Origin of the sequence: Kitasatospora sp. CMC57 (assembly GCF_045866025.2) — a bacterium.
Lineage (GTDB): Bacteria > Actinomycetota > Actinomycetes > Streptomycetales > Streptomycetaceae > Kitasatospora.
Genome location: NZ_AP035881.2, coordinates 4843559 through 4867223, shown reverse-complemented (window position 1 = coordinate 4867223; position 23665 = coordinate 4843559). Strand labels below are relative to the sequence as shown.

Below are 23665 nucleotides of genomic sequence, written 5' to 3'. Positions count from 1 at the left end.
CGGCTGCCCGCCGTCCGGCCCGCCCTGCTGTTCTCCTGATCTTCCGACTCGGAGGAACACCTCCCATGTTCGACACAGTTCTGGTCGCCAACCGAGGCGAGATCGCGGTGCGGGTGATCCGCACCCTCCGCCGTCTCGGCGTGCGCTCGGTCGCGGTGTTCAGCGACGCGGACGCCGACGCTCCGCACACCCGGGCGGCCGACCTGGCCGTCCGGCTCGGCCCGCCGGGGCGCAGCGACAGCTCGGCGGCGGAGACGTACCTCCGCACCGACCTGCTGCTGGACGCCGCCCGGCGCAGCGGGGCCCAGGCCGTCCACCCCGGGTACGGCTTCCTGGCCGAGAACCCGGCCTTCGCCCGGGCCTGCGCCGAGGCCGGTCTGGTCTTCATCGGCCCGCCGCCGGGTGCGGTGGAGCTGATGGGCGACAAGATCAACGCGAAGCAGGCCGTTCGGGCCGCCGGCGTACCGGTGGTGCCCGGCAGCCAGGGCGGCTCGCCGACCGACGCCGAACTCACCACCGCCGCGGCCGAGATCGGCTACCCCGTGCTGCTCAAGCCCTCGGCCGGTGGTGGCGGCAAGGGCATGCGCCTGGTGCACGACCCGGCCGAGCTGGCCGGTGAGCTGGCTGCCGCCCGACGGGTCGCCCGGACGGCCTTCGGCGACGACACCCTGCTGCTGGAGCGCTGGGTCGACCGCCCGCGGCACATCGAGGTCCAGGTCCTGGCCGACACCCACGGCCGGACGGTGCACCTCGGCGAGCGCGAGTGCAGCCTGCAACGCCGACACCAGAAGCTGATCGAAGAGGCGCCCTCCGTTCTGCTGAACCCGGAGACCCGGGAGGCGATGGGACTGGCGGCCGTCCGGGCAGCCCAGGCCTGCGGCTACACCGGCGCCGGGACGGTGGAGTTCATCGTGCCGGGCATCGACCCCGACGGGCCGGCCCCCGACGGCGTCCTGGACTTCTTCTTCATGGAGATGAACACCCGGCTCCAGGTGGAGCACCCCGTCACCGAACTGGCCGTGGCCGTGCGGGCCGACACCGGGGCCCCCGAGCGGCTCGACCTGGTCGAGTGGCAGCTGCGGGTCGCCGCCGGTGAGGAGTTGACGTTCGATCAGTCGGAGGTCTCCTTCCTGGGCCACGCGGTCGAGGCCCGGATCTGCGCCGAGGACCCGGAGCGCGACTTCCTGCCCACCGGCGGGCGGATCCTGCTGCTGGACGACCCGACCGGCGACGGCATCCGGGTCGACTCGGGCATCCAGCCCGGCACCGAGGTCGGCAGCCTGTACGACCCGATGCTGGCGAAGGTGATCGCGTACGGGCCGGACCGTCCGACCGCGCTCCGTCGTCTCCGGGCCGCGCTCGCGGAGACCCGGGTGCTCGGGGTCACCACCAACACCGGCTTCCTCCGCCGCCTGCTGGCCCACCCCGACGTGGTGGCGGGCCGGCTCGACACCGGCCTGGTCGAGCGCACGGTGGAACTGACACCCGAGGTACTTGCCTCCTCCCTGGTTCGTGAGTTGTCCGACCCCGCCGCCGAACCGGCCGAGAGCCTGTACTACGCGGCCGCGCTGGCCCGGCAGTTGGGCCTGGCACCGGCCGCCGTGGACGGCTGGACCGACCCGTTCTCCGTGCCGTCCGGCTGGCGGCTCGGCGGCGGCACCGCTTGGACCACGCACCGGCTCCGGCTCCCGGGGCACGACCCGGTCACCGTCCTGATCCGCCCCGCCACCGACGACACCCCGTCGGAGGCCGGGCCCGAGTTCGAGATCCGGATCGGTGCAGCGGGACCGGTACGGCTCGCCCGGGCCTCCCTGAGCCCGGGACGGTTGCAGCTGACGGTCGATGGACTGCGGTCGACGTTCGCATACGCCACTGACAGTGGCACCGCGACCGCGGGTGGCCCGGTCCAGTGGCTCGGGACGGACGGGGACGCCTGGGCGGTACACCCGTACGACCCGGTGGTCGACCGGGCGGGTGCGAGCGCCGCCCACCACGGCGGCCTGACCGCACCCATGCCGGGCACGGTCACCGTGGTCAAGGCCGCCCTCGGCGAACTGGTCCGCCGTGGGCAACCCCTGTTGGTCCTGGAGGCGATGAAGATGGAGCACGTGATCACCGCGCCGCACGACGGCACCGTCACCGAACTGCGGGCCGGTGCCGGGGCGACCGTGGCGATGGACGAACTGCTGGTCGTGGTGGAGCCCGTCGGGGACACCGCCGAGGAGCTCACCGGGGCTGCGTCATGAGTGGATCCACCGTCACGAACGGGGCCACCGGAACGCCGGCAACCCACGAACCCGACGCGCTCGAACTGGGGCTGCCCGCCCTCGTACCGGAACCCGGCCTGCCCGGTCGGGTCAGTATCCACGAGGTAGGGCCGCGCGACGGTCTGCAGAACGAGAGTTCACTCGTACCAGTGACGGTGAAGGCCGAGTTCATCGCCCGGCTCGCCGCCGCAGGACTGCGCGCGGTGGAGGCCACCAGCTTCGTGCACCCCAAGTGGGTACCGCAGTTGGCGGACGCCGAGGAGCTGATGCCCCGGCTGGCCGGCCTGTCCGAGCAGTACCCCGGGCTGCGGCTGCCGGTGCTGGTGCCGAACGAGCGTGGCCTCGACCGCGCGCTGGCCCACCACGCCACCGAGATCGCCGTGTTCGCCAGCGCCACCGAGACCTTCGCCCGCCGGAACCTCAACCGGACGGCGGGCGAGGCCCTGGAGATGTTCCGGCCCGTGGTGGAACGGGCCGGTGCGGCCGGGGTGCCGACCCGCGGCTACCTGTCGATGTGCTTCGGCGACCCGTGGGAAGGGCGCGTCCCGACCGCTCAGGTGGTCGACTTCGGCGTCCGGCTGCTGGAGCTCGGCTGCACCGAGCTGAGCCTCGGCGACACGATCGGGGTGGCCACCCCGGGCCAGGTGGGCGCACTGCTGCAGGGCTTCACCGAGGCCGGCGTCCCGATGGCCAGGCTCGCCGTCCACTTCCACGACACCTACGGCCAGGCGCTCGCCAACACGCTGGCCGCGCTGCGCGCCGGGGTCACCACGGTCGACGCTTCGGCGGGCGGCCTGGGCGGTTGCCCGTACGCCAAGAGCGCCACCGGCAACCTGGCCACCGAGGACCTGGTCTGGATGCTGCACGGCCTCGGCATCGAGACCGGCGTCGACCTGCGGGCCCTGGTCGCCACCAGCGCCTGGATGGCCGGGCAGCTCGGCCGCCCCAGCCCCTCCCGGGCGGTCCAGGCCCTCGCCGGCCGCCCGGCCTGAACCGTCCCCCACCGTCCGTCCCCCTCGGCCCGCCGACTCTCCGGCTCCGCGGCCGCCTCGATCCAGGAGGATCACCATGCTCGATCACCGCTTGGACAGTGAGTACGAGGAACTCCGGCGCACCGTCGCCGAGTTCGCCCAGGACGTGGTCGCCCCGAAGATCGGGGACTTCTACGAGCAGGGCGAGTTCCCGTACGAGATCGTCCGTGAAATGGGGCGGATGGGGCTGTTCGGCCTGCCGTTCCCGGAGGAGTACGGCGGCATGGGCGGCGACTACTTCGCGCTCTGCCTGGCCCTGGAGGAGCTGGCCCGGGTCGACTCCTCGGTCGCGATCACGCTGGAGGCCGCGGTCTCGCTGGGCGCGATGCCGATCTACCGGTTCGGCACCGAGGAGCAGAAGCGGGAGTGGCTGCCCCGACTGACCTCGGGCGAGCTGCTGGGTGCATTCGGCCTGACCGAGCCGGAGGGCGGTTCGGACGCGGGCGCCACCAGGACCACCGCGCGGTACGACCAGGCCACCGACGAGTGGGTGATCAACGGCACGAAGTGCTTCATCACCAACTCCGGTACGGAGATGACCGGTCTGGTCACCGTGACGGCACTGACCGAACCGATCGCTCGTTCGAGTGAAGACGGCTCGGACCCCTCGCCAAGCCGGGAGATCTCCTCCATCATCGTGCCCACCGGTACCCCTGGCTTCGCGGTTTCACCCAAGTACTCCAAGGTCGGCTGGAACGCCTCCGACACCCGAGAACTGTCCTTCACCGACTGCCGAGTCCCCGCAGCCAACCTGCTCGGCGCCCAGGGCCGCGGCTACGCCCAGTTCCTGCGCATCCTCGACGAGGGTCGCATCGCCATCGCAGCCCTGGCCACCGGCCTGGCCCAGGGATGTGTCGACCAGTCAGTCAGCTACGCCGGCACCCGCCGCGCCTTCGGGCGGACGATCGGCGCCAACCAGGTCATCCAGTTCAAGCTCGCCGACATGGAGATGCGCGCGCACACCTCCCGCCTGGCCTGGCGGGACGCCGCCTCCCGGCTGCTGCACGCCGAACCGTTCAAGAAGGAGGCCGCGATCGCCAAACTGTTCTCCTCCGAGGCCGCCGTGGACAACGCCCGTGAGGCCACCCAGATCCACGGCGGCTACGGCTTCATGAACGAGTTCCCGGTCGCCCGGTTCTGGCGCGACTGCAAGATCCTGGAGATCGGGGAGGGCACCTCCGAGGTCCAGCGGATGCTGATCGCAAGGGAGTTGGGGGTCAAAAACGTCTGACCTCAGGTCGAGGTCAGGTCAAGGTCTCGTCAGGTCAGGGTCTCGTCGGGGTGGGGTCACGGCAGGCCGACGGTCTGTGCGCACCAGATCGTCTTGCCGCTGGTGGTGTGCCGGGTCCCCCAGCCCTGGGTGAGTTGGGCGACCAGCATCAGGCCCCGCCCGCCCTCGTCGAAGGCACGCGCCCGGCGCAGGTGCGGGGTGGTGTCGCTGGCGTCGGAGACCTCGCAGATCAGCGACGTGTCGCGGATCAGTCGCAGCCTGATCGGCGGCTCGCCGTACTTGATGGCGTTGGTGACCAGCTCGCTGATCACCAACTCGGTGATGAACGCCGTCTCCTCCAGCCCCCAGGCGTCGAGCTGGTCGACGACGACCATCCTGGCGTACGCCACCTGTGCGACGTCGGGCTCGATGTCCCAGGCGGCGACGTGCTCGGAGGCCAGCGCGTGCGTGCGTGCGGGCAAGCAGCAGGGCGGCGTCGTCGGTGCGGTGGCCGGGGAGCAGCGCCTCCATCGCCGCGTCGCAGAGGGCGTCGAGTGAGGCGGCCGGCCTGTTCAGGACGCTGAGCAGTTCGGCGGTCCCCTCGTCCATGTCACGCTCGCGGCTCTCCACCAGCCCGTCGGTGTAGAGGGCGAGCAGGCTGCCCTCGGGCAGTTCGATCTCGGTGGCCTCGAACGGCAGGCCACCGACGCCGAGCAGCGGCCCCGGCCGTGCGGGTACCGGGGTCAGCGTGCGGTCCGGCGAGATGACCAGCGGCAGCGGATGGCCGGCGCTCGCCAGTGAGCAGCGGCATGAGACCGGGTCGTAGACGGCGTACAGGCAGGTGGCACCGGATTCGCCGCTCGACTCGAAGCGGACCTCGGGCTGGAGGTCGCTGGGGAAGTGTATGACCAGGTCGTCCGGGTGGGTCAGCAGTTCGTCGGGCGGGAGGTCCACGTCGGCCAGGGTGCGGACCGCCGTCCGCAGTCGGCCCATGCTCGCCGAAGCATGCAGGCCGTGACCGACGACATCGCCGACGACCAGTGCGACCCGGGCACCGGACAGCGGGATGACGTCGAACCAGTCACCACCCACCCCCGCACTGGCTCCGGCGGGCAGGTAGCCGGAGGCCACTTCGATCGCCTCCTGGCTCGGCAGCCGCTGCGGCAGCAGGCTGCGCTGCAGGGTCAGCGCGGTGGTGTGCTCGCGCGTGAACCGGCGGGCGTTGTCGATGGCGGCAGCGGCCTTGGCGGTCAGCTCCTCGGCGAGGATCAGGTCATCGGCGGTGAAGGACTCGGGCCGGTCGGTGCGGGCGAACGCGACGACGCCGAGCAGCGCGCCGCGTGCCCGGAGCGGCACGGTGATCCGGCCGGTCAGCCCGTCGGCGGCCATCGACTCGTCGATCACCGGATTGCCGGGCGGCCAGAGGGCCGGATCGGCGGAGAGGCCCGGTCCGAAGCCCCATTCGCCGCGCTGGCTCGGCTCGGCGGCGAGCTGAACCGTTGACCTGCCGGCGGCCATGCAGCGGGCGGCGACGGAACCGGGGGCGTAGCGGACCGACGTGGTGGGCCCGGGCAGCTGGTCGGGGCCGACCTTGACGCTGCGCTCGGCCACGCCCTGATCGGCAACGCTGCGCTCGGCAGTGCCATGATCGGCAGCCCGGCTGAGGGTGATGGTCCCACTGACGGTGAACGCGGCGGACAGGGGCGGCTCGTCTCCACGGAGCACCTCGTCGAAGAGGTCGACCGTGACGTGGTCGGCGAATCCCGGCTGCGCGGTCCTGGCCAGTTCCCGGGCGGTGCTGACGACGTCGAGTGTCCCGCCAATCCCGCTACCGGCCTCGTTGAGGATGAGCAGACGCTGCCGGGCCCAGTACTCGGCGCTCATGTCGAAGCCCCAGTTGGCGACCGCACGGACGGTGCCCTCGGCGTCCCGGACGGGCCACATGCTGGTGGCCCAGGCGTTGGCATAGTTGCTGCCGAGCGGTCGGAATACCGTGATGAGCCGCGCGGGCTCACCCGTCCTGGCCACCTCGGAGAGCTTGTTGGTGTATGCGGTGTCGTCCAGCTCGGGGAACAGCTCGCGGTACTTCTCGCCGAGCACTTGCGCCTCGGAGTGTGCCATCACCGCGCACGCGGCGCCGTTGACCCAGAGGAACCGCAGTTCGGTGTCGTAGACCCCCAAGGCGAAGGGGCACTGCTCGAAGGCCCGGTCGGCGATCACGGGGCGGCACCCCCAACGCTGGACGGTCACCGCACGGCCCAGCGGCCGACCGTCGGGGCCGTGCAGGAGCTGAGCGGCCACCACGGCGTCCACCGTCGAACCGTCCCGGTGGCGCAGCGTGCGCAGAGCTGCCGGACCGGTGTCACCGCTCCCGGGGAAGCCGGGTGGCGGATCGACGAACAGGTCGGTGAGCGGACGCCCGACGGCCTCCTCCGCCGTCCAGCCCAGCAGCAGTTTCCCGGCCTCCCCCCAGCCGGTCACCACGCCGTCCGGGTCTGTCGGGACCACAGCGATGGGAGCGTCCTGGTTGTCCGCCATCTCCATGCGCCACGCCTCCGTCCGGGCAGCCGTGCACGCCGGAACGGGTTCCAGCGCCGCATCCAGCGTAGGACCGCCACCCCGGCCCCGCCGTCCGGACCGCGGCCATCCGGAGGTAATGGATCGCGGCCGTGAAAGGCCGGGATCTACGACGTGTTTCCGGTCAGGCCGGTGGGCGTCGCTCACACGACCCTCTCGCAGCAGTCGCCAATTTCCTTGCCGACCCTGGAATCTGGTGCTCAATCAGTTAGGTGTTCCGCTCGACGGATGTGAACGCGAGGGCTTGACATGCCCCTGAAGCGGGCGTTTCCTGTAGCGCCGAGGGGCGTTTGATATCGATCGTTTCTGGTTGGTTGTGTTTCGTTTCCCATCCACCGCATCCCTCCTCTCTGGAGCTGCCATGGCGAAGCCGTCGATTCACCGCGCCGTTCTTCCCGCAGTACTCGTCCTGCTCTTGAGCACGCTGACCGGCCTGTTCCTGCCGGCCACGGCCGGTGCCGCCACCACCACCGCCATCACCGTCGACGGCACGCAACCGGGCCTCGCCTTCGACGGCATCGGAGCGATCTCCGGCGGCGGCGGCAACACCCGCCTGCTGATCGACTACCCGGAGCCCCAGCGCAGCCAGCTCCTCGACTACCTGTTCAAACCCGGCTACGGCGCCAGCCTGCAGCTGCTGAAGATCGAGATCGGTGGTGACACCAACACCACCGACGGCGCCGAGGCCAGCCACGAGCACGCCCAGGGCGTGGTGGACTGCAACCAGGGCTACGAGTGGTGGCTGGCAGCCCAGGCCAAGGCGCGCAATCCCGGCATCAAGCTCTACGGCCTCTCCTGGGGAGCACCGGGTTGGGTCGGCGGCGGCAAGAGCACCTTCTTCACCGCCAACGCGATCAGCTACGTGATGGACTGGATGGGCTGCGCCGCGCAGCACGGCCTGGCCATCGACTACCTGGGCGGCTGGAACGAACGCGGCTTCGACGTCCCCTGGTACGAGAGCCTCAAGTCCGCGCTGGTGTCCCACGGTTACGGCAGCACGAAGGTGGTCGCCTCGGACAACTTCGGCTGGTCGGTGGCCGATTCGATGACCACCGATCCGGCATTCAGGAACGCGGTGGACATCGTCGGTGTCCACTACCCCTGCGGCTACCTCGGGGCGTTCAAGTCCTGCCCGAGCACCGCGAACGCGCGCAGCCTGGGCAAGCCGCTGTGGGCCAGTGAGCACGGCTCGCTGGACACCACCGAGGGTGCACCGGCGGTGGCCCGGGGCATCAACCGCGACTACATCGACGGCCGGATGACCGCCTTCATCAACTGGCCGGTCATCGCCGCGCTCTACCCCAACCTGTTCTTCTCGACCGACGGCATGTCGATCGCCAACCAGCCCTGGTCCGGCAATTACATGATCGGCAAGACCACCTGGGTCACCGCTCACACCAGCCAGTTCACCCAGCCCGGCTGGCGCTACATCGACTCGGCCGGTGGCTACCTCAGTGGCGGCGGCAGCTACGTGACGCTGCACTCGACCAGCACCGACGACTACAGCACGGTGCTGGAGACGATGGACGCCACCGCCGCCCAGACCGCGAGCCTCAAGGTCACCGGCGGCCTCTCCGGCGGGACCGTCCACGTCTGGGCCACCAATGTGAACTCCGGCAAGTCCGCGGACCACTTCGTGCGGCAGGCCGACGTGACGCCGAGCAACGGCCAGTACAGCCTCACCCTGCAGCCCGGCTACGTCTACACCCTGTCCACCACCAGCACCGTCCCCGGCACCACCGCCGCACAGGGCAAGGGCAGCGGCACCCCGCCGCCCGCGGCTCCCCTCGCACTCCCCTACCGCGACGATTTCAGCGGGGCCACCGACAGCACCTCGCCGAAGTACTTCACCGACATGAACGGGGCGTTCGCCAAGGTGGCCTGCGTCGGCGGCCAGGCCGGTACCTGCCTGCAGCAGATGGCCACCGGCACGCCGGTCCGGTGGACGGACGAGCCCTACAACGCCCCGTACACCCTCATGGGCGACAGCGGTTGGAGCAACTACACCGTCTCCGCCAAGGTACTCCTCCGGCAGCAGGGCAGCGTGGAACTGCTCGGCCGCGTCGGCCAGCAGGGCCGTAACAACAACGGCCTGAACGCCTACCACCTACGCGTCTCCGACACCGGCGCATGGTCGATCCTCAGGAGCGACCTGAACTGGAACTTCACCACCCTCGCCCAGGGCACCACGAGCGCGCTCGGCACCGGCAGTTGGCACTCGGTGGCGCTGACCATGCAGGACAGCAGGCTCACCGCCGTACTCGACGGCACCGCCGTGGGCTCGGTCAGCGACACCACCTTCGCCGGCGGGCAGGCGGGTCTCGGCGTGGTGGGCTACCAGAACGCCCAGTTCGCCCAGTTCTCCGTGACCCCCGGCACCGGTTCGGCGACGCTGGGCGGCAACCTCGGCTTCGAGTCCGGCGACTGTGCCGCCTGGTCCTGCTACGGCGGTTCCGCCGCGACGGCCGGGAACGCCCACACCGGTACCTACAGCGTGCAGCTCCCCCCGAACTCCGGTGCCAACCAGACCATCTCCGGCCTCACCCCCAACACCAGCTACAGCCTCACCGGTTGGGCGAAGACCGGTGTTGCCGGCCAGTGCGTCCAGCTCGGCGTCAAGGACTTCGGCGGCACCGAGACCCGCACCTGCCTCTCCGGCACCTCGTACACCAGGTGGATCGTCCCGTTCACCACGGGACCGGGCAGCACCAGCGCCACGGTCTACGAGTGGAACCCGCCCGGCAACACCGCCAGCGGCTGGGGTGACGACCTCGTGCTCACCTCGGGACCGGTGACCGGCGCCCTGGTCCTGGACGCCTCCAACAGCTGCCTGGACGTCCCGGGCGCCACCACGAACGCGGGTACCCGGCTGGAGATCTGGAGGTGCACCGCGGGCCCGAACCAGAGCTGGTCCCACCGCACCGACAACACCTTGCAGGTGTACTCCGGCGCCGGTCTCCGGTGTGCGGACGATCTCGACTCCAGCACCGCCGCCGGAGCCCCGGTCGGGATCTGGACCTGTAGCGGCAGCCCCAACCAGCAGTGGCAGCTCCGCACCGACGGCACCATCACCACCCCGGCCGCGCCGGGCCTGTGCCTCGGCGCCCCGGCCGGCCAGACCGCCGACGGGACGCTGCTCGGTCTGCAGTCCTGCGTGACGGGCGCCGCCTCGCAGCGATGGCGCCTGGCCTGAGCAGCCGGTAGCCCGTCGCAGGGACGATGCGTCATCGCCTCTGCGGTGGGCTACCGGCCGCACCGGTCATGCAGCGGGGAACGGACGACAGCGCATTGTCGGGCCGCCCCGGGCGTCACTCGTCCTGTCCCGCATAGGCGAGGAGCTCCTCGGACGACCAGGCCAGACGCCCCTGCGCGAGATCAGCCAGCACGTCCCGGACCCACGCCAGCTCCGCCGCCGTCATCGCGCGGACGTACCCCGTCTCCAGCGTCGCGATCCGGGGCAGCCCGCTCTCCGCCGCCCGGGCGAGCTCCTCGTCCTGGCGGGCGATCGCCGCCTCCAATGCCTCGACGCGGCGGCCGAGCGCGTCCCGCAGTGCCTCGGGAGTCAGCATCATGAGCAGCGACAGCGCGGCGGGGAACTCGGGGAACTCCTGCTTCGGCACGGAGAGCATCTCGTCGAGCCAGCGGTGCGCCGTCTCGCTGCCCGCCTCGGTGACCTCGTAGACCGTGCGCTCCGGGTACTGCGCGTCCCGGCCGGTCTCCCGGACGGCGATCAGCCCGGCCGCGAGCAGGCGGTCCATGGTCCGGTACAGCCCGGCCCGTTGGCCGACGTTGACGACCTGGTCCTTGCCCCACTCCTTGAGCAGGCGTTGGACGCCGTAGGGATGCAGCGGCTTGTAGTGCAGCAGGGCCAGAACGGTCATCGCGAGGGGGGAACTTCGAGGCGCTGTACTCATGGACCGATGCTATCCACCGAGGAACTAGTTGACCAACAACTAGTTACAGTGCAACTATAGAGCCATGGCGAACTCCACAGGCACGACGAGCGGCAAGGTCCGCTCCGCACTGGTCATCGGCGGCGGTATCGCCGGCCCGGTCACCGCGATGGCGCTGCAGCGGGCGGGCATCGAGGCGACGGTCTTCGAGGCGTACGACGGCCCGGCCGACGAGGTCGGCGGCGGTATGGGGCTGGCACCGAACGGGTTCCAGGCGTTCGACGCGATCGGCGTGGGCGACGCGATCCGCGCGGTCAGCGCCGAGATGAACGGCATCGTGCTGCAGAGCTGGAACGGCCGGAGACTGGCCCAGTTCGGCACGCTGCCCGGGATCGATCCGATGCGCTTCGTCATCCGCGCGAAGCTGTTCCGCACCCTTCGCGAGGCGGCCGAGGAGCGCGGCCTGACCACCGTCTACGGTCGGCGCATCGTCGACGCGAGCGAGGACGCCGACGGTGTCACCGCCCGCTTCGAGGACGGCAGCACGGCCACCGCCGACGTGCTGATCGGCGCGGACGGGCTGCGCTCCACGGTCCGCCGCCTGATCGAACCGACCGCCCCCGCACCGCAGTTCGCGGGCACGATCGGTTTCGGCGCCCTGATCCCCGCCGTCGGCGTCGCGCCGACCGACGGCAGGATGCACATGGCCTTCGGCAGGCGGTGCTTCTTCGCGTGGCAGGTCTTCGCCGACGGTACGGGCGTCTGGTTCGTCAACCTGCCGGTGGCGCACCCGCTCTCGATCGGCGAACAGCGCGAGCGCGGCGGCGCGTACTGGCTGGACCACCTGGCGAAGGTCTGCGAGGGCGACACCACCCCGGCGCAGCTGATGCTGGCGGCCACCGACCCGGGGACGATGCTCTTCGCCGGCGGCATGGAGAAAATGCCGCGGGCCGTGCGCTGGAGCCGGGGCCGACTGGTGCTCACCGGGGACGCGGCCCACGCGCCTTCCTCCAGCTCCGGCCAGGGCGCCTCGCTGGCCGCGGAGAGCTCGGTCGAACTCGCCCGCTGCCTGCGCGACCTACCCCTCCCGCAGGCGCTGGCCCGCTACGAGAACCTGCGTCGGCCCCGGGTGGAACGGATCATCAAGGAGACCGCCAGGACCAACGCCCGCAAGGCCGCGGGCCCGGTCGCCCGGGTGGTCCGGGACGCGCTGTTGCCGGTGGTGTTCAAGCTGACGAAGCCCGAGAAGAGCGCCTGGCAGTTCCGGTACCCGATCGACTTCGACGCCCCGGTGGCGTGAGGCCGCGATCGGGACGGACGGCGGCCGGTCAGGGGATGACGATGACGGGCCGGTTCGCCCGGCGGGCCAGCCGGCCGGAGACCGAGCCGAAGAGCTTGCCGAGCAGCCCGTGGGTGCTGCCGACCACGATCGCGTCGGCGGCGTACTCGCGGCCGACCTCCTCGATCTCGTGGCAGATGTCGCCGCCCCGCTCGACCAGGATCCAGGGCACACCGGCGAGGTAGTCGGCGCAGGCCAGTTCCAGGCCCAGGAGTTCGGTCCTGTGGTCCGGCATGTCGACGAACACGGGCGGCTCGCAGCCGGCCCAGACGGTGGCGGGCAGCCGGTTCGCCACGTGCACGATGACCAGCCCGCACCGCGAGCGGCGGGCCATCCCCACCGCGTACGCGAGGGCCCGCTCGCTGGACAGCGAGCCGTCGAAGCCGACCACCACCCCGTGCTGGAACGCCGGGTCGCAGGCGGGTACGGCCTGCTGCTGCACGGTGGGCTCGTCGCTCCGCCCCGGGCGGGAACCCGCAGGACCCGAGCCGGCGCCGCCCGTGATCATTCCGTCCGTCATGACGTCCTCCACCGCACCGTCACCCCGTTGCCCGGCCCGCCGCTGTCGCGGACGCGGCCAGCCACGGCGGACCACGTCGCGCGCGAGGACCGGCACCGGACGTCGGCGGCCGCGCAGACCGAGCGACCACTCGTCCACCGTCCGCGTGCCGACCGCATCGTCGTCGGCAGCGGGTCGGCGAGGCTCAGGACCGACCATGGCTGATAGCTCTTCGCGTGGAATGGGCCGACAGGACGGGGCACGGATGCCCGGGCAACAGGCCCACCCCCGACTCCGAGCCGGTCTCTGCCGAGCACCACCGAATGTGACCTGTTCCTCTCAGAGTACGACGGGGCCAGGGCCCCGCCCAGCTGCGGAGCTCTGAAACGGCGACGATCCCGCTAACGGCGGACGCGCACGCCGTGGCTTTCGCGCCCCTCTGTTGAGGTCGCGCGCCGCCCGACGAGAAGTTCCCTGGAGCTTCGCCGAGGAAGCCCCCGGGCGCAACAGTGCCGCCACAGAACGTGATCCGACTGTCATCGTCCGGCAGGCGACCGGACCGGCCGGTCTGTCTGTTCCTGTCCCCTATATACAGCCGCGAATGCGTGCACGTCACGGGCGGGGCGAGCGGGCAGCGGCTGACGCCTTCTGCGGGCCGCATCCTCCGCACCCGTCCGGTCGCATCCCAAACCCCGAACGTCGGCAGACCGGCCGCTTCCGGCCATTCCGTTCCGCTACGGAACGCGACCGGGCAAATGCCTGCTGCATACGCCGCAGCCCTGGCAGCATCAGCGCATGCCGCTGCTGCTGTTCGATCTCGACAACACCTTGCTGCCCCGGGACGCCGCGTTCCGCGCCTGGGCGCAGGACTTCCTGGCCGAGCACCGGCTGCCCGCCGGGGATCTGGGGTGGTTCACCACCATCGACGGCAGCGGGCACGTACCGCGTAGCACCGTACTGGGCGCGGCCAAACGCCGCTACGGGCTGGACCGGTCGATGGACTTCCTGCTCGCCCACTACCGACGCGGCATCAACTCGCACATCCACTGCCCCAGTTCACACATCCAGGCGCTCAACGCGGCGCGCTCGGCCGGCTGGTCGCTCGGCATCGTCAGCAACGGCGGCACCCGGCCGCAGCTGGACAAGATCCGCCGGGTGGGGCTCGGCTCGCTGGTCGACGGCTGGGTGATCTCCGAGGAGGCCCGCTACCTCAAACCGGACCCCCGGATCTTCGAGATCGCCGCCCAGCGCTGCGGGGTCGCGCCGACCGGCGACTGGACCACCCACACCTGGATGGTTGGCGACCACGCCCCGGCGGACATCGCCGGGGCGGAGCTGACCGGTCTGCGCAGCGTCTGGCTCCACCACGGCCGCCCCTGGGCCGAACTCGGCTACCGGCCGACCCTGAGCGCGGCCGGCATCCCCGAGGCCGTCGGTCTGATCCTCTCCGCCCGCTCGGCCCCGAGCCCCCGGCGCGCCGCCGCAGCACCGTCCACCGCCAAACCGACGCACCGGCCGGGCACCGCCCTGCACTCAACCTCGGCCCGCTTCGCCCCGGCCCCGGTCGCAGCTCCGACCACGGCCCCCGCCGCTACCGCCACCAGCGCGTGACGCCCTGCTCCACGAACCCCAACCGCTGGTAGAGCGGCTGGCCGAGCCGGGTGGCCACCAGAGTGGTCACCCGGCCGGCCTGCGCCACCAGAGCGGGCGAGAGCACCGCCCGGCCCAGCCCCTTCGAGCGGAACTCGGGCAGCACCGCCACCCAGTAGACGCCGACCGTCTCCCCGTTGTCGTACGTCATGCACGCCGCGGCCGGCGCGCCGTCCACCCGGCCGAGCCAGGCCCGGTAGCCGGATTCCGCCAGCAGGCCGGGCGGCAGGTGGACGCCGCGCTGCCACGGCTGCCTGGCCTCGATCGGGAAGCCGTCCACCACGACCCGCTCCACGGCGGCCAGTTCGTCGGCTCCGTGCACCTCCGTGACGGTGACTCCGTTCGCCCCGGCTCCGGCGGTCGCCGTCGGCGTGCCGGTCGGCCGGGCCGAGGAGGACAGCTCCGCGACCGACGGCGCGTCAGGTTCGCGGACCATCACCGGCATGCCGGCGGCCGGGGCCCGCCCGCCTTCGCCGGTCAGGTCGATCCCGCCGTACGGGTCCTCCAGGATGAAGTGCTCGGTGCCCCACTCCTTGCGCAGCTGGGCCAGTTCGGCGAGCAGCGGTTCGGCGCCGTCCGGTCCGTACGGGCGGGTGAGCACGATCCGGTGCGCGTCGGCGGCGTCCCGCGCGCACCGGACCGCGGTGAAGCCGGGACGGCTGGTGGACTCCCAGCCGTGCACCCGGGCCTGAGCCAGCCAGAAGGAGGCTGCGTTGTCATTGGCCTGTTCGAGCCGACCCCGATTCGTCATGGCCCGACCCTAGCCAGTGGTCGAACGGCCGACCCGTCCCACCCCTCCGGAGGGCGCACACGGGCGCGCACTTGTACCGCGCGCGCTCCTCGTACGGACCGGCTGTTTTCGGTCAATCTCGGGGCCGGTCCGGTCCGCCCGGCAAAGTCGCAGCCCAGGGCGCTCGGCGCGGCTCATTCTTCCGTGCGGCCGACAGGTGGGTCGTGTGGCAACCAGCCATCGATGCTCCGGCCCTCTTCACAGGGGGGTCGACGGCTGCCACGCTTCGTGATCGAATGCATCACGCCAAATTGCCATGTCGACATAGCGTCGGATGGTGAACTTGTCACAACGGCAACGGTCCAACCAGTAGATTCGATCTTGACCAACGGCTTGACCGTCAGGGCGGTCTGCGGGGCGATTCGGCGGTCACGGCGAGCAGTTCGGCACCACGGCACCACCACACACAACCGAGGGGGCTGGAGCGCCTTGAGCAGGGTGAGCAGGAGCGACACGGGTCCTGACGGCGGCCAGTCGTCGGCCGGCTTCACGAACCGCGCCCCGAGAGACAGCGCGCCCCACCAGCCACACCAGCACCCGGGCCACTCCTCCGCCCCCGCCAACTCCCTGCTGCGGCGCGTGATCCCCGCCACCACTCCACTGACGGGCGGTCAGTCGGGCTCAGCCGCCTCACAGCTGACGTCCAACCAGTTCGCCAACGGAGCGGCGACCGCCACCCTCCCGGTCCCGGCCACCTCCGCCGCGTCGAACTCCGCCCTGCTGGGCCACGCCACCACGCCGCGCAAGCTCTCCGGCCGGCGCCGTCGCGAGACGGTGGCGGTGCTGATCTTCGGTGGCGCCCCGATCTTCGAGAGCTCGATCCCGCTCTCGGTCTTCGGCGTCGACCGCCAGGACGCCGGCGTCCCGCGCTACCGCCTGCTGGTCTGCGCGGGCGAGGACGGCCCGCTGGCGACCACCGGCGGCCTGACCCTGACCGCGCCGTACGGCCTGGAGACGCTCGCCCGGGCCGGCACCATCGTGGTCCCGGCCTGGCGCTCGATCTCGCAGCCCCCGCCGCCCGAGGCGATCGCCGCGCTGCGCAAGGCCCACCACGAGGGGGCCCGGATCATCGGCCTCTGCACCGGGGCGTTCGTGCTCGCCGCGGCCGGCCTGCTGGACGGCCGCCCGGCCACCACGCACTGGATGTACGCGCCGACCCTGGCCAAGCGCTACCCCAAGGTGCACGTCGATCCGCGCGAGCTCTTCGTGGACGACGGCGACGTCCTCACCTCGGCCGGTACGGCGGCCGGGATCGACCTCTGCCTGCACGTGGTCCGCAGCGACCACGGCGCCGAGGCCGCCAACGCGCTGGCCCGCCGGCTCGTGGTGCCGAGTCGGCGCGGCGGGGGCGGTCAGGCCCAGTACATCGACCAGTCATTACCTGAGGAAATCGGCAACGACCCGCTCGCCGAGGTCGTGACCTGGGCCCTGGAGAACCTCAACCAGCAGTTCGACGTCGAGGTGCTGGCGGCCCGCGCCTACATGAGCCGCCGTACGTTCGACCGGCGGTTCCGCACCCTCACGGGCAGCGCCCCGCTGCAGTGGCTGATCACCCAGCGGGTGCTCCAGGCCCAGCGGCTGCTGGAGGCGTCCGAGCTCTCGGTGGACGACGTCGCACGCCGGTGCGGCTTCCGCTCCCCGGTCGCGCTGCGCGGTCACTTCCGGCGCCAGCTCGGCGTCTCACCGGCCGCGTACCGAACGGGTTACCGCGCTCGGCGTCCGGCGTCCCAGTCGACCACCGGGCAGGGGCTGCCCACGGGCGCGAACCCGACCGTGCCGGCCCAGACGCACCCGGCTGACCGGTCCGCCGGCGCTCCGGGCGGGACGATGCACCTGACGGCGGGTCAGACCCGCCCGTTGGTGCCGGCCCAGTCCGGCGGCGCCGGCCGCCCGGTCGCGCGCGGCGCCCACCCAGGGCACGCGGGTGCCGAGGGCAGCACTGAGCGGGCCGTCGAGCACGCGCACGCGGCGGCCACCGAGGAGGGCTACGGCCAGCCGACGGCCCGTGACCTGGGCCAGGGTCACCGACCGGACGGAGCACCGGCGTCCGCGCCCCGCCCGGGCCACGGCGGTCCGGCGGCCACCTCCGGCGAGGCTCAGGGCACCGCTCCGGACGACTCCGTGGGCGGACGGCCGGACCGGCAGCTGTCCGGCTCCCGGGATCGCGCCGTAGGGTGAGTGTGTGAATGACCGCCTGGTATGGATCGACTGTGAAATGACGGGGCTCGACCTCGGCCGGGACGCCCTGGTCGAGGTCGCCGCTCTGGTGACCGACTCCGAACTGAACATCCTCGGGGAGGGCGTGGACGTCATCATCCGTCCACCCGCCGAGTCCCTGGAGACCATGCCGGACGTGGTGCGCCAGATGCACACCTCCTCCGGCCTGCTCGACGAGCTGGCGAACGGCGTCACGCTCGCCGAGGCGGAGGCGCGGGTGCTCGCGTACGTCCGGGAGCACGCCGCCGAGGCGGGCAGGACGCCGCTCTGCGGCAACTCGGTGGCCACCGACCGGGGCTTCCTCGCCCGGGACATGCCCGCCCTCGAGAGTCACCTGCACTACCGGATCGTGGACGTCTCCTCGATCAAGGAACTGGCCCGTCGCTGGTTCCCGCGCGCCTACTACAACAGCCCGCAGAAGGGTGGCAGCCACCGCGCCCTCGCGGACATCCGGGAGAGCATCGCCGAACTCCGCTACTACCGCGAGGCGGTGTTCGTCCCCCAGCCGGGCCCGGACACCGACCTCGCCCGCGCCATCGCGGCCAAGCACCAGCTGCCCACCGGCTGACCTACCGCTCCCTTCCGCACCACCGAAACCCTGGCGCGAGCACCCGTTCCGATCCTGTAGAGTTCTTCCTGTCGGAGCGGGAACGCACCGGCAGATGGTGGGTATAGCTCAGTTGGTAGAGCACCTGGTTGTGGTCCAGGTGGCCGCGGGTTCGAGTCCCGTTACTCACCCCAGAAGCCTTGAGGGCCTGATCTCCTGGAGATCAGGCCCTCAAGGCTTTTCGCATTCCTCCGGGCCGGTGTGACCCAGCGCGCCGACCAGGCACTACCCACCGAACCTACCCGCTAGTAACATCGCTGCCATGACCACACCTTCGATCGGCCAGCTGCTCGACTCCACGGTGCCGATGGCGCACACCCTCAACCTCGAGTACCTGGAGACCGGTGCCGAGCGCGCGGTGCTCCGGCTGCCGGACCAGGCCGCGTACCACAACCACGTCGGGGGCCCGCACGCCGGCGCGATGTTCACGCTGGCGGAGTCGGCCAGCGGCTGCATCGTGCTCGCCGCGTTCGGCGACCAGCTGCACCGGGCCGTGCCGCTCGCCGTGAAGGCGGAGATCGCCTACAAGAAGCTGGCGAAGGGCGTGGTCACCGCGACCGCCACCCTGGACCGCCCGGCCGCCGACGTGGTGGCCGAGCTGGACAAGGGCGAGCGCCCGGAGTTCACCGTCACGGTCGACATCACCCGCGCCGACGGCGACGTCACCGGCGTGATGACCATCACCTGGACCCTGCGCCCCAACTCCTGACGTCCGGTCATCCGGCGGGGGCCACCACCACGGCCCCCGCCTGCCGGACGGCGCCCGCCCGGGCGATCTGATCGGCGGCGCAGCCCGGGCAGGACCGCCCGGACCGGTCTAGGCGGACTCCCGCACCACCAGTTCGGTGGCCAGCACGACCTGTCGCCGCGCCCGGCCCTGTTCGGCGATCTCCTCCAGCAGCAGACGGGCCATCGTCCGGCCCATCTCCTCGATCGGCTGGCGCACGCTGGTCAGCGCGGGGTCGGTGTGCCGGGCCACGATCGAGTCGTCGAAGCCGATCACCGCCACGTCGTCCGGCACCCGGCGGCCGGCGGCCCTGAGCACCTGCAGCGCGCCCGCCGCCATCACGTCCGAGGCGCAGAACACCGCATCCAGGCCGGGCCGGCGCTCCAGCAGCTCGCGCATCGCGAGCCGGCCGCCCTCCTCGGTGAAGTCCCCGGCACCGACCAGGTCCTCCTGGTACGGCCGACCCGCCTCCTCCAGCGCCTGCCGGTACCCGGACAGCCGGGCCCTGGCTCCTTCCATGTCGAGCGGCCCGGCGATGGTCGCCACCTGGTCGCAGCCGCGCCGCAGCAGGTGCCGGACGGCCATCCGGGCACCGCCCGCGTTGTCCGCGTGGACGTAGCTCAGCGGCTCCAGGTCACCCCGCCGCCCCGCCAGCACCGAGGGGATCTCCAGGCTCTCCAGCAGGCTCGGCAGCGGGTCGTCCTGATGCACCGACACCAGCAGTACGCCGTCCACCCGTTGGGCGGTCAGATAGGCCGAAAGTCGCTCCCGCTCGCGCCGGTTGCGGACCAGGATCAGCAGCAGCTGCATGTCGGTCTCGGCGAGTTCGGCGGAGACGCCGCTGATGATGTCGGAGAAGTACGGCTCGGAGAACAGCCGGGTCTCCGCCTCGGGGACGACCAGGGCGATCGAGTCGGTCCGCGAGGTCACCAGGGTGCGGGCGGCCCGGTTCGGGACGTAGCCGAGTTCGGCGATCGCGGCGTTCACCGCCTCCCGCGCCCGCTCGCTCACCCGGGGCGAACCGTTCACCACCCGGGAGACCGTCCCGCGCCCGACGCCCGCCAGGGCGGCGACCTCCTCCAGGGTCGGCCGGGCCGCAGCCGCCGTCCGGGCCGGGGCGGCGGTCGGGCGGACCGGAGCCGGGCGGGCGGAGGCCGAAGCCGCCCGGGCCTGCTCCCGGCCGCCGCCGGCTTCGCCTTGGGACCCCGTCGGGCGCTGTGCGGTCTGGCTCATCGCTCACCTCGTAGCACTGCTGGTCATGGTCGTCGGTTGGCACTGCTGATCGTGGTCGTCGCTGCCCATTGTGGCCGGTTCGGGCGTGGATCGGCCCACCCGGTTCCGAGCGCCTCGCACACCGGTCCGGTGGGCCGGTCAGGACACACTCCGGCAACGGTTCCGACTTCTGCTCTTGACACTCACCCCCGCGACCGAGCAACCTTCCGGCATGCCTTCCGTGGGAGCGCTCCCACACTCTACTGGCCAATCATCGCGCACACAGCACCCCTGCCCCACCCTGGACCAAGGAGAACGTCATGCGCCGCAGCACCACCCGCCCCCGCAGAGCCGCTGCCCTCGCCACCGCCACGGTGGCCGCCACCGCCCTGCTGCTCACCAGCTGCTCCAGCTCCGGTTCCGGCTCCGGTGACGCGAAGGGCGGGGACTCCAACGAGAAGATCACCCTCACGGTCGGCGACTTCGGCACCTTCGGCTACCAGGAGGCCGGGCTCTACACCGAGTACATGGCCGCCCACCCGAACATCACCATCAAGGCCGAGACCGCGCAGGACGGCCAGAAGTACTGGGACGCCCTGACCACCCACCTGGCGGCGGGCAGCGGCCTGACCGACATCCAGGCCGTCGAGGTCGGCTACATCGCCCAGGCCACCAGCAAGTTGGGTGACAAGTTCCTCGACCTCGGCAAGACCGAAGGCATCAGCGCGGGCGCCTGGCTGCCCTGGAAGTCCGAGCAGGCCACCACCGCCAAGGGCGAACTGATCGGCCTCGGCACCGACATCGGCCCGATGGCCGTCTGCTACCGCAAGGACCTGTTCCAGCAGGCCGGCCTGCCGACCGATCGGGAGGCGGTCGGTGCGCTCTGGGCCGGCGACTGGAACAAGTTCGTCGAGACGGGCAAGCAGTACCAGGCCAAGGCTCCGGCGGGCACCTTCTTCACGGACTCGGCGAGCGGTCTGTTCAACGCCGTGATCTCCAGCGACACGCAGCAGTACTCCGACGCCTCCGGCAAGTTGAACGTCAAGGAGAGCCCGACCGTACGGAAGGCGTGGGACCTCTCGGTCGCCGCCTCGCAGGCGAAGATCAGCGCCGGTCTGCGGCAGTTCCAGAAGCCGTGGGAGGCGGCCTTCGCCAACGCGAAGTTCGCCACCGTGGTCTGCCCGTCCTGGATGACCGGCATCGTCAGCAAGCAGTCCGGTGAGGCCGGCAAGGGCAAGTGGGACATCGCCAAGCCGCCGGTCGCCGCCAACTGGGGCGGTGCCTTCCTGACCGTCCCGAAGGCGGGCAAGCACACCAAGGCGGCTGCGGCGCTGGCCGCCTGGCTGACCGCTCCCGAGCAGCAGGCCAAGGTCTTCACCAAGGTCGGCAACCTGCCCTCGACCACTGCCGGCCTGGCGCTGCCCGCCGTGCAGTCGGCCAAGCTGGACTACTTCGGCGACACCCCGACCGGCCAGATCTACGCGGCCGCCGCCTCGGCCATCAAGCCCGCCAAGATCGGCCCGGACGACGGCACCGCCAAGACCATCATCACCGACAACGGCGTCCTCGACATCGAGGAGCACGGCACCGACCCGGCCAAGGCTTGGGAGAACGTGCTCAAGGGCATCGCCGACAAGATCAACGGCTAACACCTTCCGGCACGGCGGTCGGCGGTCCCTCCGCCGACTGCCGTCTCCGTCCAGAACCCCCGCCCGGCCGAGGCCTGACGAAACGCTTCGGCCGGGCGGCACCATCGGCAGCCCTCCCGGGAGGACACCCCGTGGCCACCCCAGCCCCGTCCACCAGCTGGCGTTCGCGCCTGTACCGCTTCGACCTGAAGGCCTCCCCGTACGCCTACATCGCACCCTTCTTCCTCTGCTTCGCCGCCTTCGGGCTGGTCCCGCTGGTCTGGACCGGCTGGCTGTCGCTGCACCAGGTCGACCTGCTCACGCCGGACGTCATGGAGTGGCGTGGGTTCGGCAACTACACCCGGCTCTGGGACAGCGACCAGTTCTGGACCGCGCTCCGGAACACCTTCACCATCGGGGTGCTCTCCACCGTCCCGCAGCTGCTGATGGCCCTCGGCCTGGCGCACCTGCTCAACTACCGCCTGCGCGCCCGGGGTTTCTTCCGGGTGGCGGTGCTCGCCCCGTACGCGACGTCGATCGCCGCGGCCACCCTGGTGTTCGTCCAGCTCTACAACCCGGATTACGGGATGATCAACTGGGCGCTCTCGGCGGTGGGCATCGACCGCACCGACTGGTTCGCCGACACCTGGCCCTCCCAGATCGCCATCTCCTCCATCGTTACCTGGCGTTGGACCGGCTACAACGCGCTGATCTACCTGGCCGCGATGCAGGCCGTACCGAAGGACCTGTACGAGGCGGCCAGCCTGGACGGCGCCTCCCGCTGGCAGCAGTTCACCCGGATCACCATCCCGTCGATCCGGCCGACCATCCTGTTCACCATCATCGTCTCCACCATCGGCGCCACCCAGCTGTTCGGTGAGCCGATGCTGTTCGGCGGCGGGGTCGGGGTTAGCGGCGGTTCCGCGCACCAGTACCAGACCCTGAGCCTCTACTTGTACGAACTCGGCTGGCCCAGCCGTCAGTTGGGCCGCGCCTCGGCGGTGGCCTGGACGATGCTGCTGATCCTGCTGCTGATCGGCGCGATCAACCTGCTGATCGCCCGTCGCAACCGCACCAAGCTGGGAGGCTGAGTTATGAGCACCCTGACCACGCCCCGCCCGGCCGAGGCCCCGAGCACCTCCGGGCCCATCACGGCCCGGCGGCGGTTCCGAGCCGGAGCCGGCGACCACGACAAGGCCGGCCCGGTCACCTACGTGCTGCTCGGCCTGGCCGCCCTGGTCTCGTTCTTCCCGCTCTACTGGACCTTCGTGGCGGCCAGTCACACCGGCGAGCGGGTCGCCCAGTCGCCGCCGCCACTGCTGCCCGGCGGGGAGCTGTGGACCAACCTCTCCACCGTCTGGGATCAGACCGAGATGGGGCTGGCGCTGCTCAACTCGACCATCGTGGCCGGGCTGGTGTCGATCTCGACCGTCATGTTCTCCACCTTGGCGGGCTTCGCCTTCGCCAAACTCCCCTTCCGAGGGCGGAACATCCTGCTCACCCTGGTGGTGGCGACCATGACCATCCCGCCACAGCTCAGCGTCATCCCGCTGTACAAGATCATCACCGACCTGGAGTGGGGCAACCAGCTCCAGTCGGTGATCCTGCCCTCGCTGGTGGCGGCCTTCGGGGTGTTTTTCATGCGGCAGTTCCTCGCCGAAGCGCTGCCGGTGGAGCTGATCGAGGCCGCCCGGGTGGACGGTGCGCACAGTCTGCGGATCGTCTGGCACGTGGTCTTCCCGATCGCCCGTCCCGCCATGGCCGTCCTTGGCATGCTGGTGTTCGTGCAGTCCTGGAACGACTTCTTCTGGCCCTTCGTGGTGCTCACCCAGCAGAACCCGACCGTGCAGGTCGCGCTCTCCGCGATCGGCGGCGGCAGCGCGTACGACATCAACCAGGCCGTCATCATGACCGGTGCGTTGGTCGGCACCCTGCCGCTGCTGCTGATCTTCGCCGTGCTCGGCAAGCACATCGTCGGCGGCATCACCGCCGGTGCCGTCAAGAGCTGATCCGACGTC

At 71.3% G+C, this 23665-nt stretch carries 15 protein-coding genes, 1 tRNA gene and 2 pseudogenes; 13 read left to right on the top strand and 5 right to left on the bottom strand.

What is annotated here, in order from left to right; translation table 11 throughout:
- Positions 1–65 precede the first annotated feature (65 nt).
- The 3 genes from ACKUU6_RS21855 to ACKUU6_RS21845 all read left to right on the top strand — a co-directional run bounded on the left by ACKUU6_RS21855 (position 66) and on the right by ACKUU6_RS21845 (position 4529).
- Positions 66–2246: a biotin carboxylase N-terminal domain-containing protein gene (locus tag ACKUU6_RS21855; RefSeq protein ID WP_407990249.1), complete on the top strand. Its 2181-nt coding sequence runs from the start codon at positions 66–68 to the stop codon at positions 2244–2246.
- A gap of 65 nt (positions 2247–2311) precedes the next feature.
- Positions 2312–3259 carry a hydroxymethylglutaryl-CoA lyase gene (locus ACKUU6_RS21850; RefSeq protein WP_407992195.1) on the top strand — a complete coding sequence of 316 codons (948 nt, stop codon included), beginning with the start codon at positions 2312–2314 and terminating at the stop codon, positions 3257–3259.
- Between the two features lie 76 nt (positions 3260–3335).
- On the top strand, positions 3336–4529 hold the full coding sequence (locus ACKUU6_RS21845) for an acyl-CoA dehydrogenase family protein (protein ID WP_407990248.1): 1194 nt from the start codon (positions 3336–3338) through the stop codon (positions 4527–4529).
- Positions 4530–4585: 56 nt separating this feature from the next.
- Here ACKUU6_RS21845 and ACKUU6_RS21840 read toward each other — a convergent pair.
- A pseudogene (locus tag ACKUU6_RS21840) lies at positions 4586–7052 on the bottom strand (SpoIIE family protein phosphatase).
- 394 nt (positions 7053–7446) lie between these two features.
- On the opposite strand from ACKUU6_RS21840, the gene ACKUU6_RS21835 reads away from it, so the two are divergent.
- Positions 7447–10278, top strand: a complete 2832-nt coding sequence (locus ACKUU6_RS21835; RefSeq protein ID WP_407990247.1) for a ricin-type beta-trefoil lectin domain protein — start codon at positions 7447–7449, stop codon at positions 10276–10278.
- 115 nt (positions 10279–10393) lie between these two features.
- On the opposite strand, the gene ACKUU6_RS21830 is transcribed toward ACKUU6_RS21835, so the two are convergent.
- Positions 10394–10999 (bottom strand): PadR family transcriptional regulator, encoded by a 606-nt coding sequence (locus ACKUU6_RS21830; RefSeq protein WP_407990246.1) that lies wholly within the window; start codon positions 10997–10999, stop codon positions 10394–10396.
- Positions 11000–11063: 64 nt separating this feature from the next.
- On the opposite strand from ACKUU6_RS21830, the gene ACKUU6_RS21825 reads away from it, so the two are divergent.
- Positions 11064–12278 carry an FAD-dependent oxidoreductase gene (locus ACKUU6_RS21825; RefSeq protein ID WP_407990245.1) on the top strand — a complete coding sequence of 405 codons (1215 nt, stop codon included), beginning with the start codon at positions 11064–11066 and terminating at the stop codon, positions 12276–12278.
- Positions 12279–12306: 28 nt separating this feature from the next.
- Here ACKUU6_RS21825 and ACKUU6_RS21820 read toward each other — a convergent pair.
- Positions 12307–12741: pseudogene (locus tag ACKUU6_RS21820) on the bottom strand (universal stress protein); the annotation flags it as partial.
- Between the two features lie 870 nt (positions 12742–13611).
- Between ACKUU6_RS21820 and ACKUU6_RS21815 the strand changes: the two are divergent.
- Positions 13612–14427 (top strand): HAD family hydrolase, encoded by an 816-nt coding sequence (locus ACKUU6_RS21815; RefSeq protein WP_407990244.1) that lies wholly within the window; start codon positions 13612–13614, stop codon positions 14425–14427.
- On the opposite strand, the gene ACKUU6_RS21810 is transcribed toward ACKUU6_RS21815, so the two are convergent.
- Entirely contained in the window at positions 14408–15217 is an 810-nt protein-coding gene (locus ACKUU6_RS21810) for a GNAT family N-acetyltransferase (RefSeq protein ID WP_407990243.1), read from the bottom strand. The genes ACKUU6_RS21815 and ACKUU6_RS21810 overlap by 20 nt on opposite strands.
- A gap of 756 nt (positions 15218–15973) precedes the next feature.
- On the opposite strand from ACKUU6_RS21810, the gene ACKUU6_RS21805 reads away from it, so the two are divergent.
- From ACKUU6_RS21805 to ACKUU6_RS21790, 4 genes are all read left to right on the top strand, one after another.
- Positions 15974–17434, top strand: coding sequence for a helix-turn-helix domain-containing protein (locus ACKUU6_RS21805; protein ID WP_407992194.1), 1461 nt, complete (start codon positions 15974–15976; stop codon positions 17432–17434).
- Positions 17435–17438: 4 nt separating this feature from the next.
- Positions 17439–18041 carry an oligoribonuclease gene (gene orn, locus ACKUU6_RS21800; protein ID WP_407990242.1) on the top strand — a complete coding sequence of 201 codons (603 nt, stop codon included), beginning with the start codon at positions 17439–17441 and terminating at the stop codon, positions 18039–18041.
- Positions 18042–18138: 97 nt separating this feature from the next.
- Positions 18139–18214: transfer RNA gene (locus tag ACKUU6_RS21795), tRNA-His, on the top strand.
- Positions 18215–18342: 128 nt separating this feature from the next.
- The gene (locus ACKUU6_RS21790; protein WP_407990241.1) at positions 18343–18789 is read left to right on the top strand and encodes a DUF4442 domain-containing protein; all 447 of its coding nucleotides are present in this window, start codon (positions 18343–18345) and stop codon (positions 18787–18789) included.
- Between the two features lie 108 nt (positions 18790–18897).
- On the opposite strand, the gene ACKUU6_RS21785 is transcribed toward ACKUU6_RS21790, so the two are convergent.
- Positions 18898–20040 (bottom strand): LacI family DNA-binding transcriptional regulator, encoded by a 1143-nt coding sequence (locus tag ACKUU6_RS21785; RefSeq protein WP_407990240.1) that lies wholly within the window; start codon positions 20038–20040, stop codon positions 18898–18900.
- A gap of 299 nt (positions 20041–20339) precedes the next feature.
- Here ACKUU6_RS21785 and ACKUU6_RS21780 point away from each other — a divergent pair, with 299 nt between their 5' ends.
- From ACKUU6_RS21780 to ACKUU6_RS21770, 3 genes are all read left to right on the top strand, one after another.
- The gene (locus tag ACKUU6_RS21780; protein ID WP_407990239.1) at positions 20340–21668 is read left to right on the top strand and encodes an ABC transporter substrate-binding protein; all 1329 of its coding nucleotides are present in this window, start codon (positions 20340–20342) and stop codon (positions 21666–21668) included.
- A gap of 131 nt (positions 21669–21799) precedes the next feature.
- Complete coding sequence (locus ACKUU6_RS21775) at positions 21800–22738, top strand: carbohydrate ABC transporter permease (RefSeq protein ID WP_407990238.1); 939 nt, start codon at positions 21800–21802, stop codon at positions 22736–22738.
- A 3-nt stretch (positions 22739–22741) separates the two neighbouring features.
- Positions 22742–23656, top strand: coding sequence for a carbohydrate ABC transporter permease (locus ACKUU6_RS21770; RefSeq protein WP_407990237.1), 915 nt, complete (start codon positions 22742–22744; stop codon positions 23654–23656).
- Positions 23657–23665: the final 9 nt, after the last annotated feature.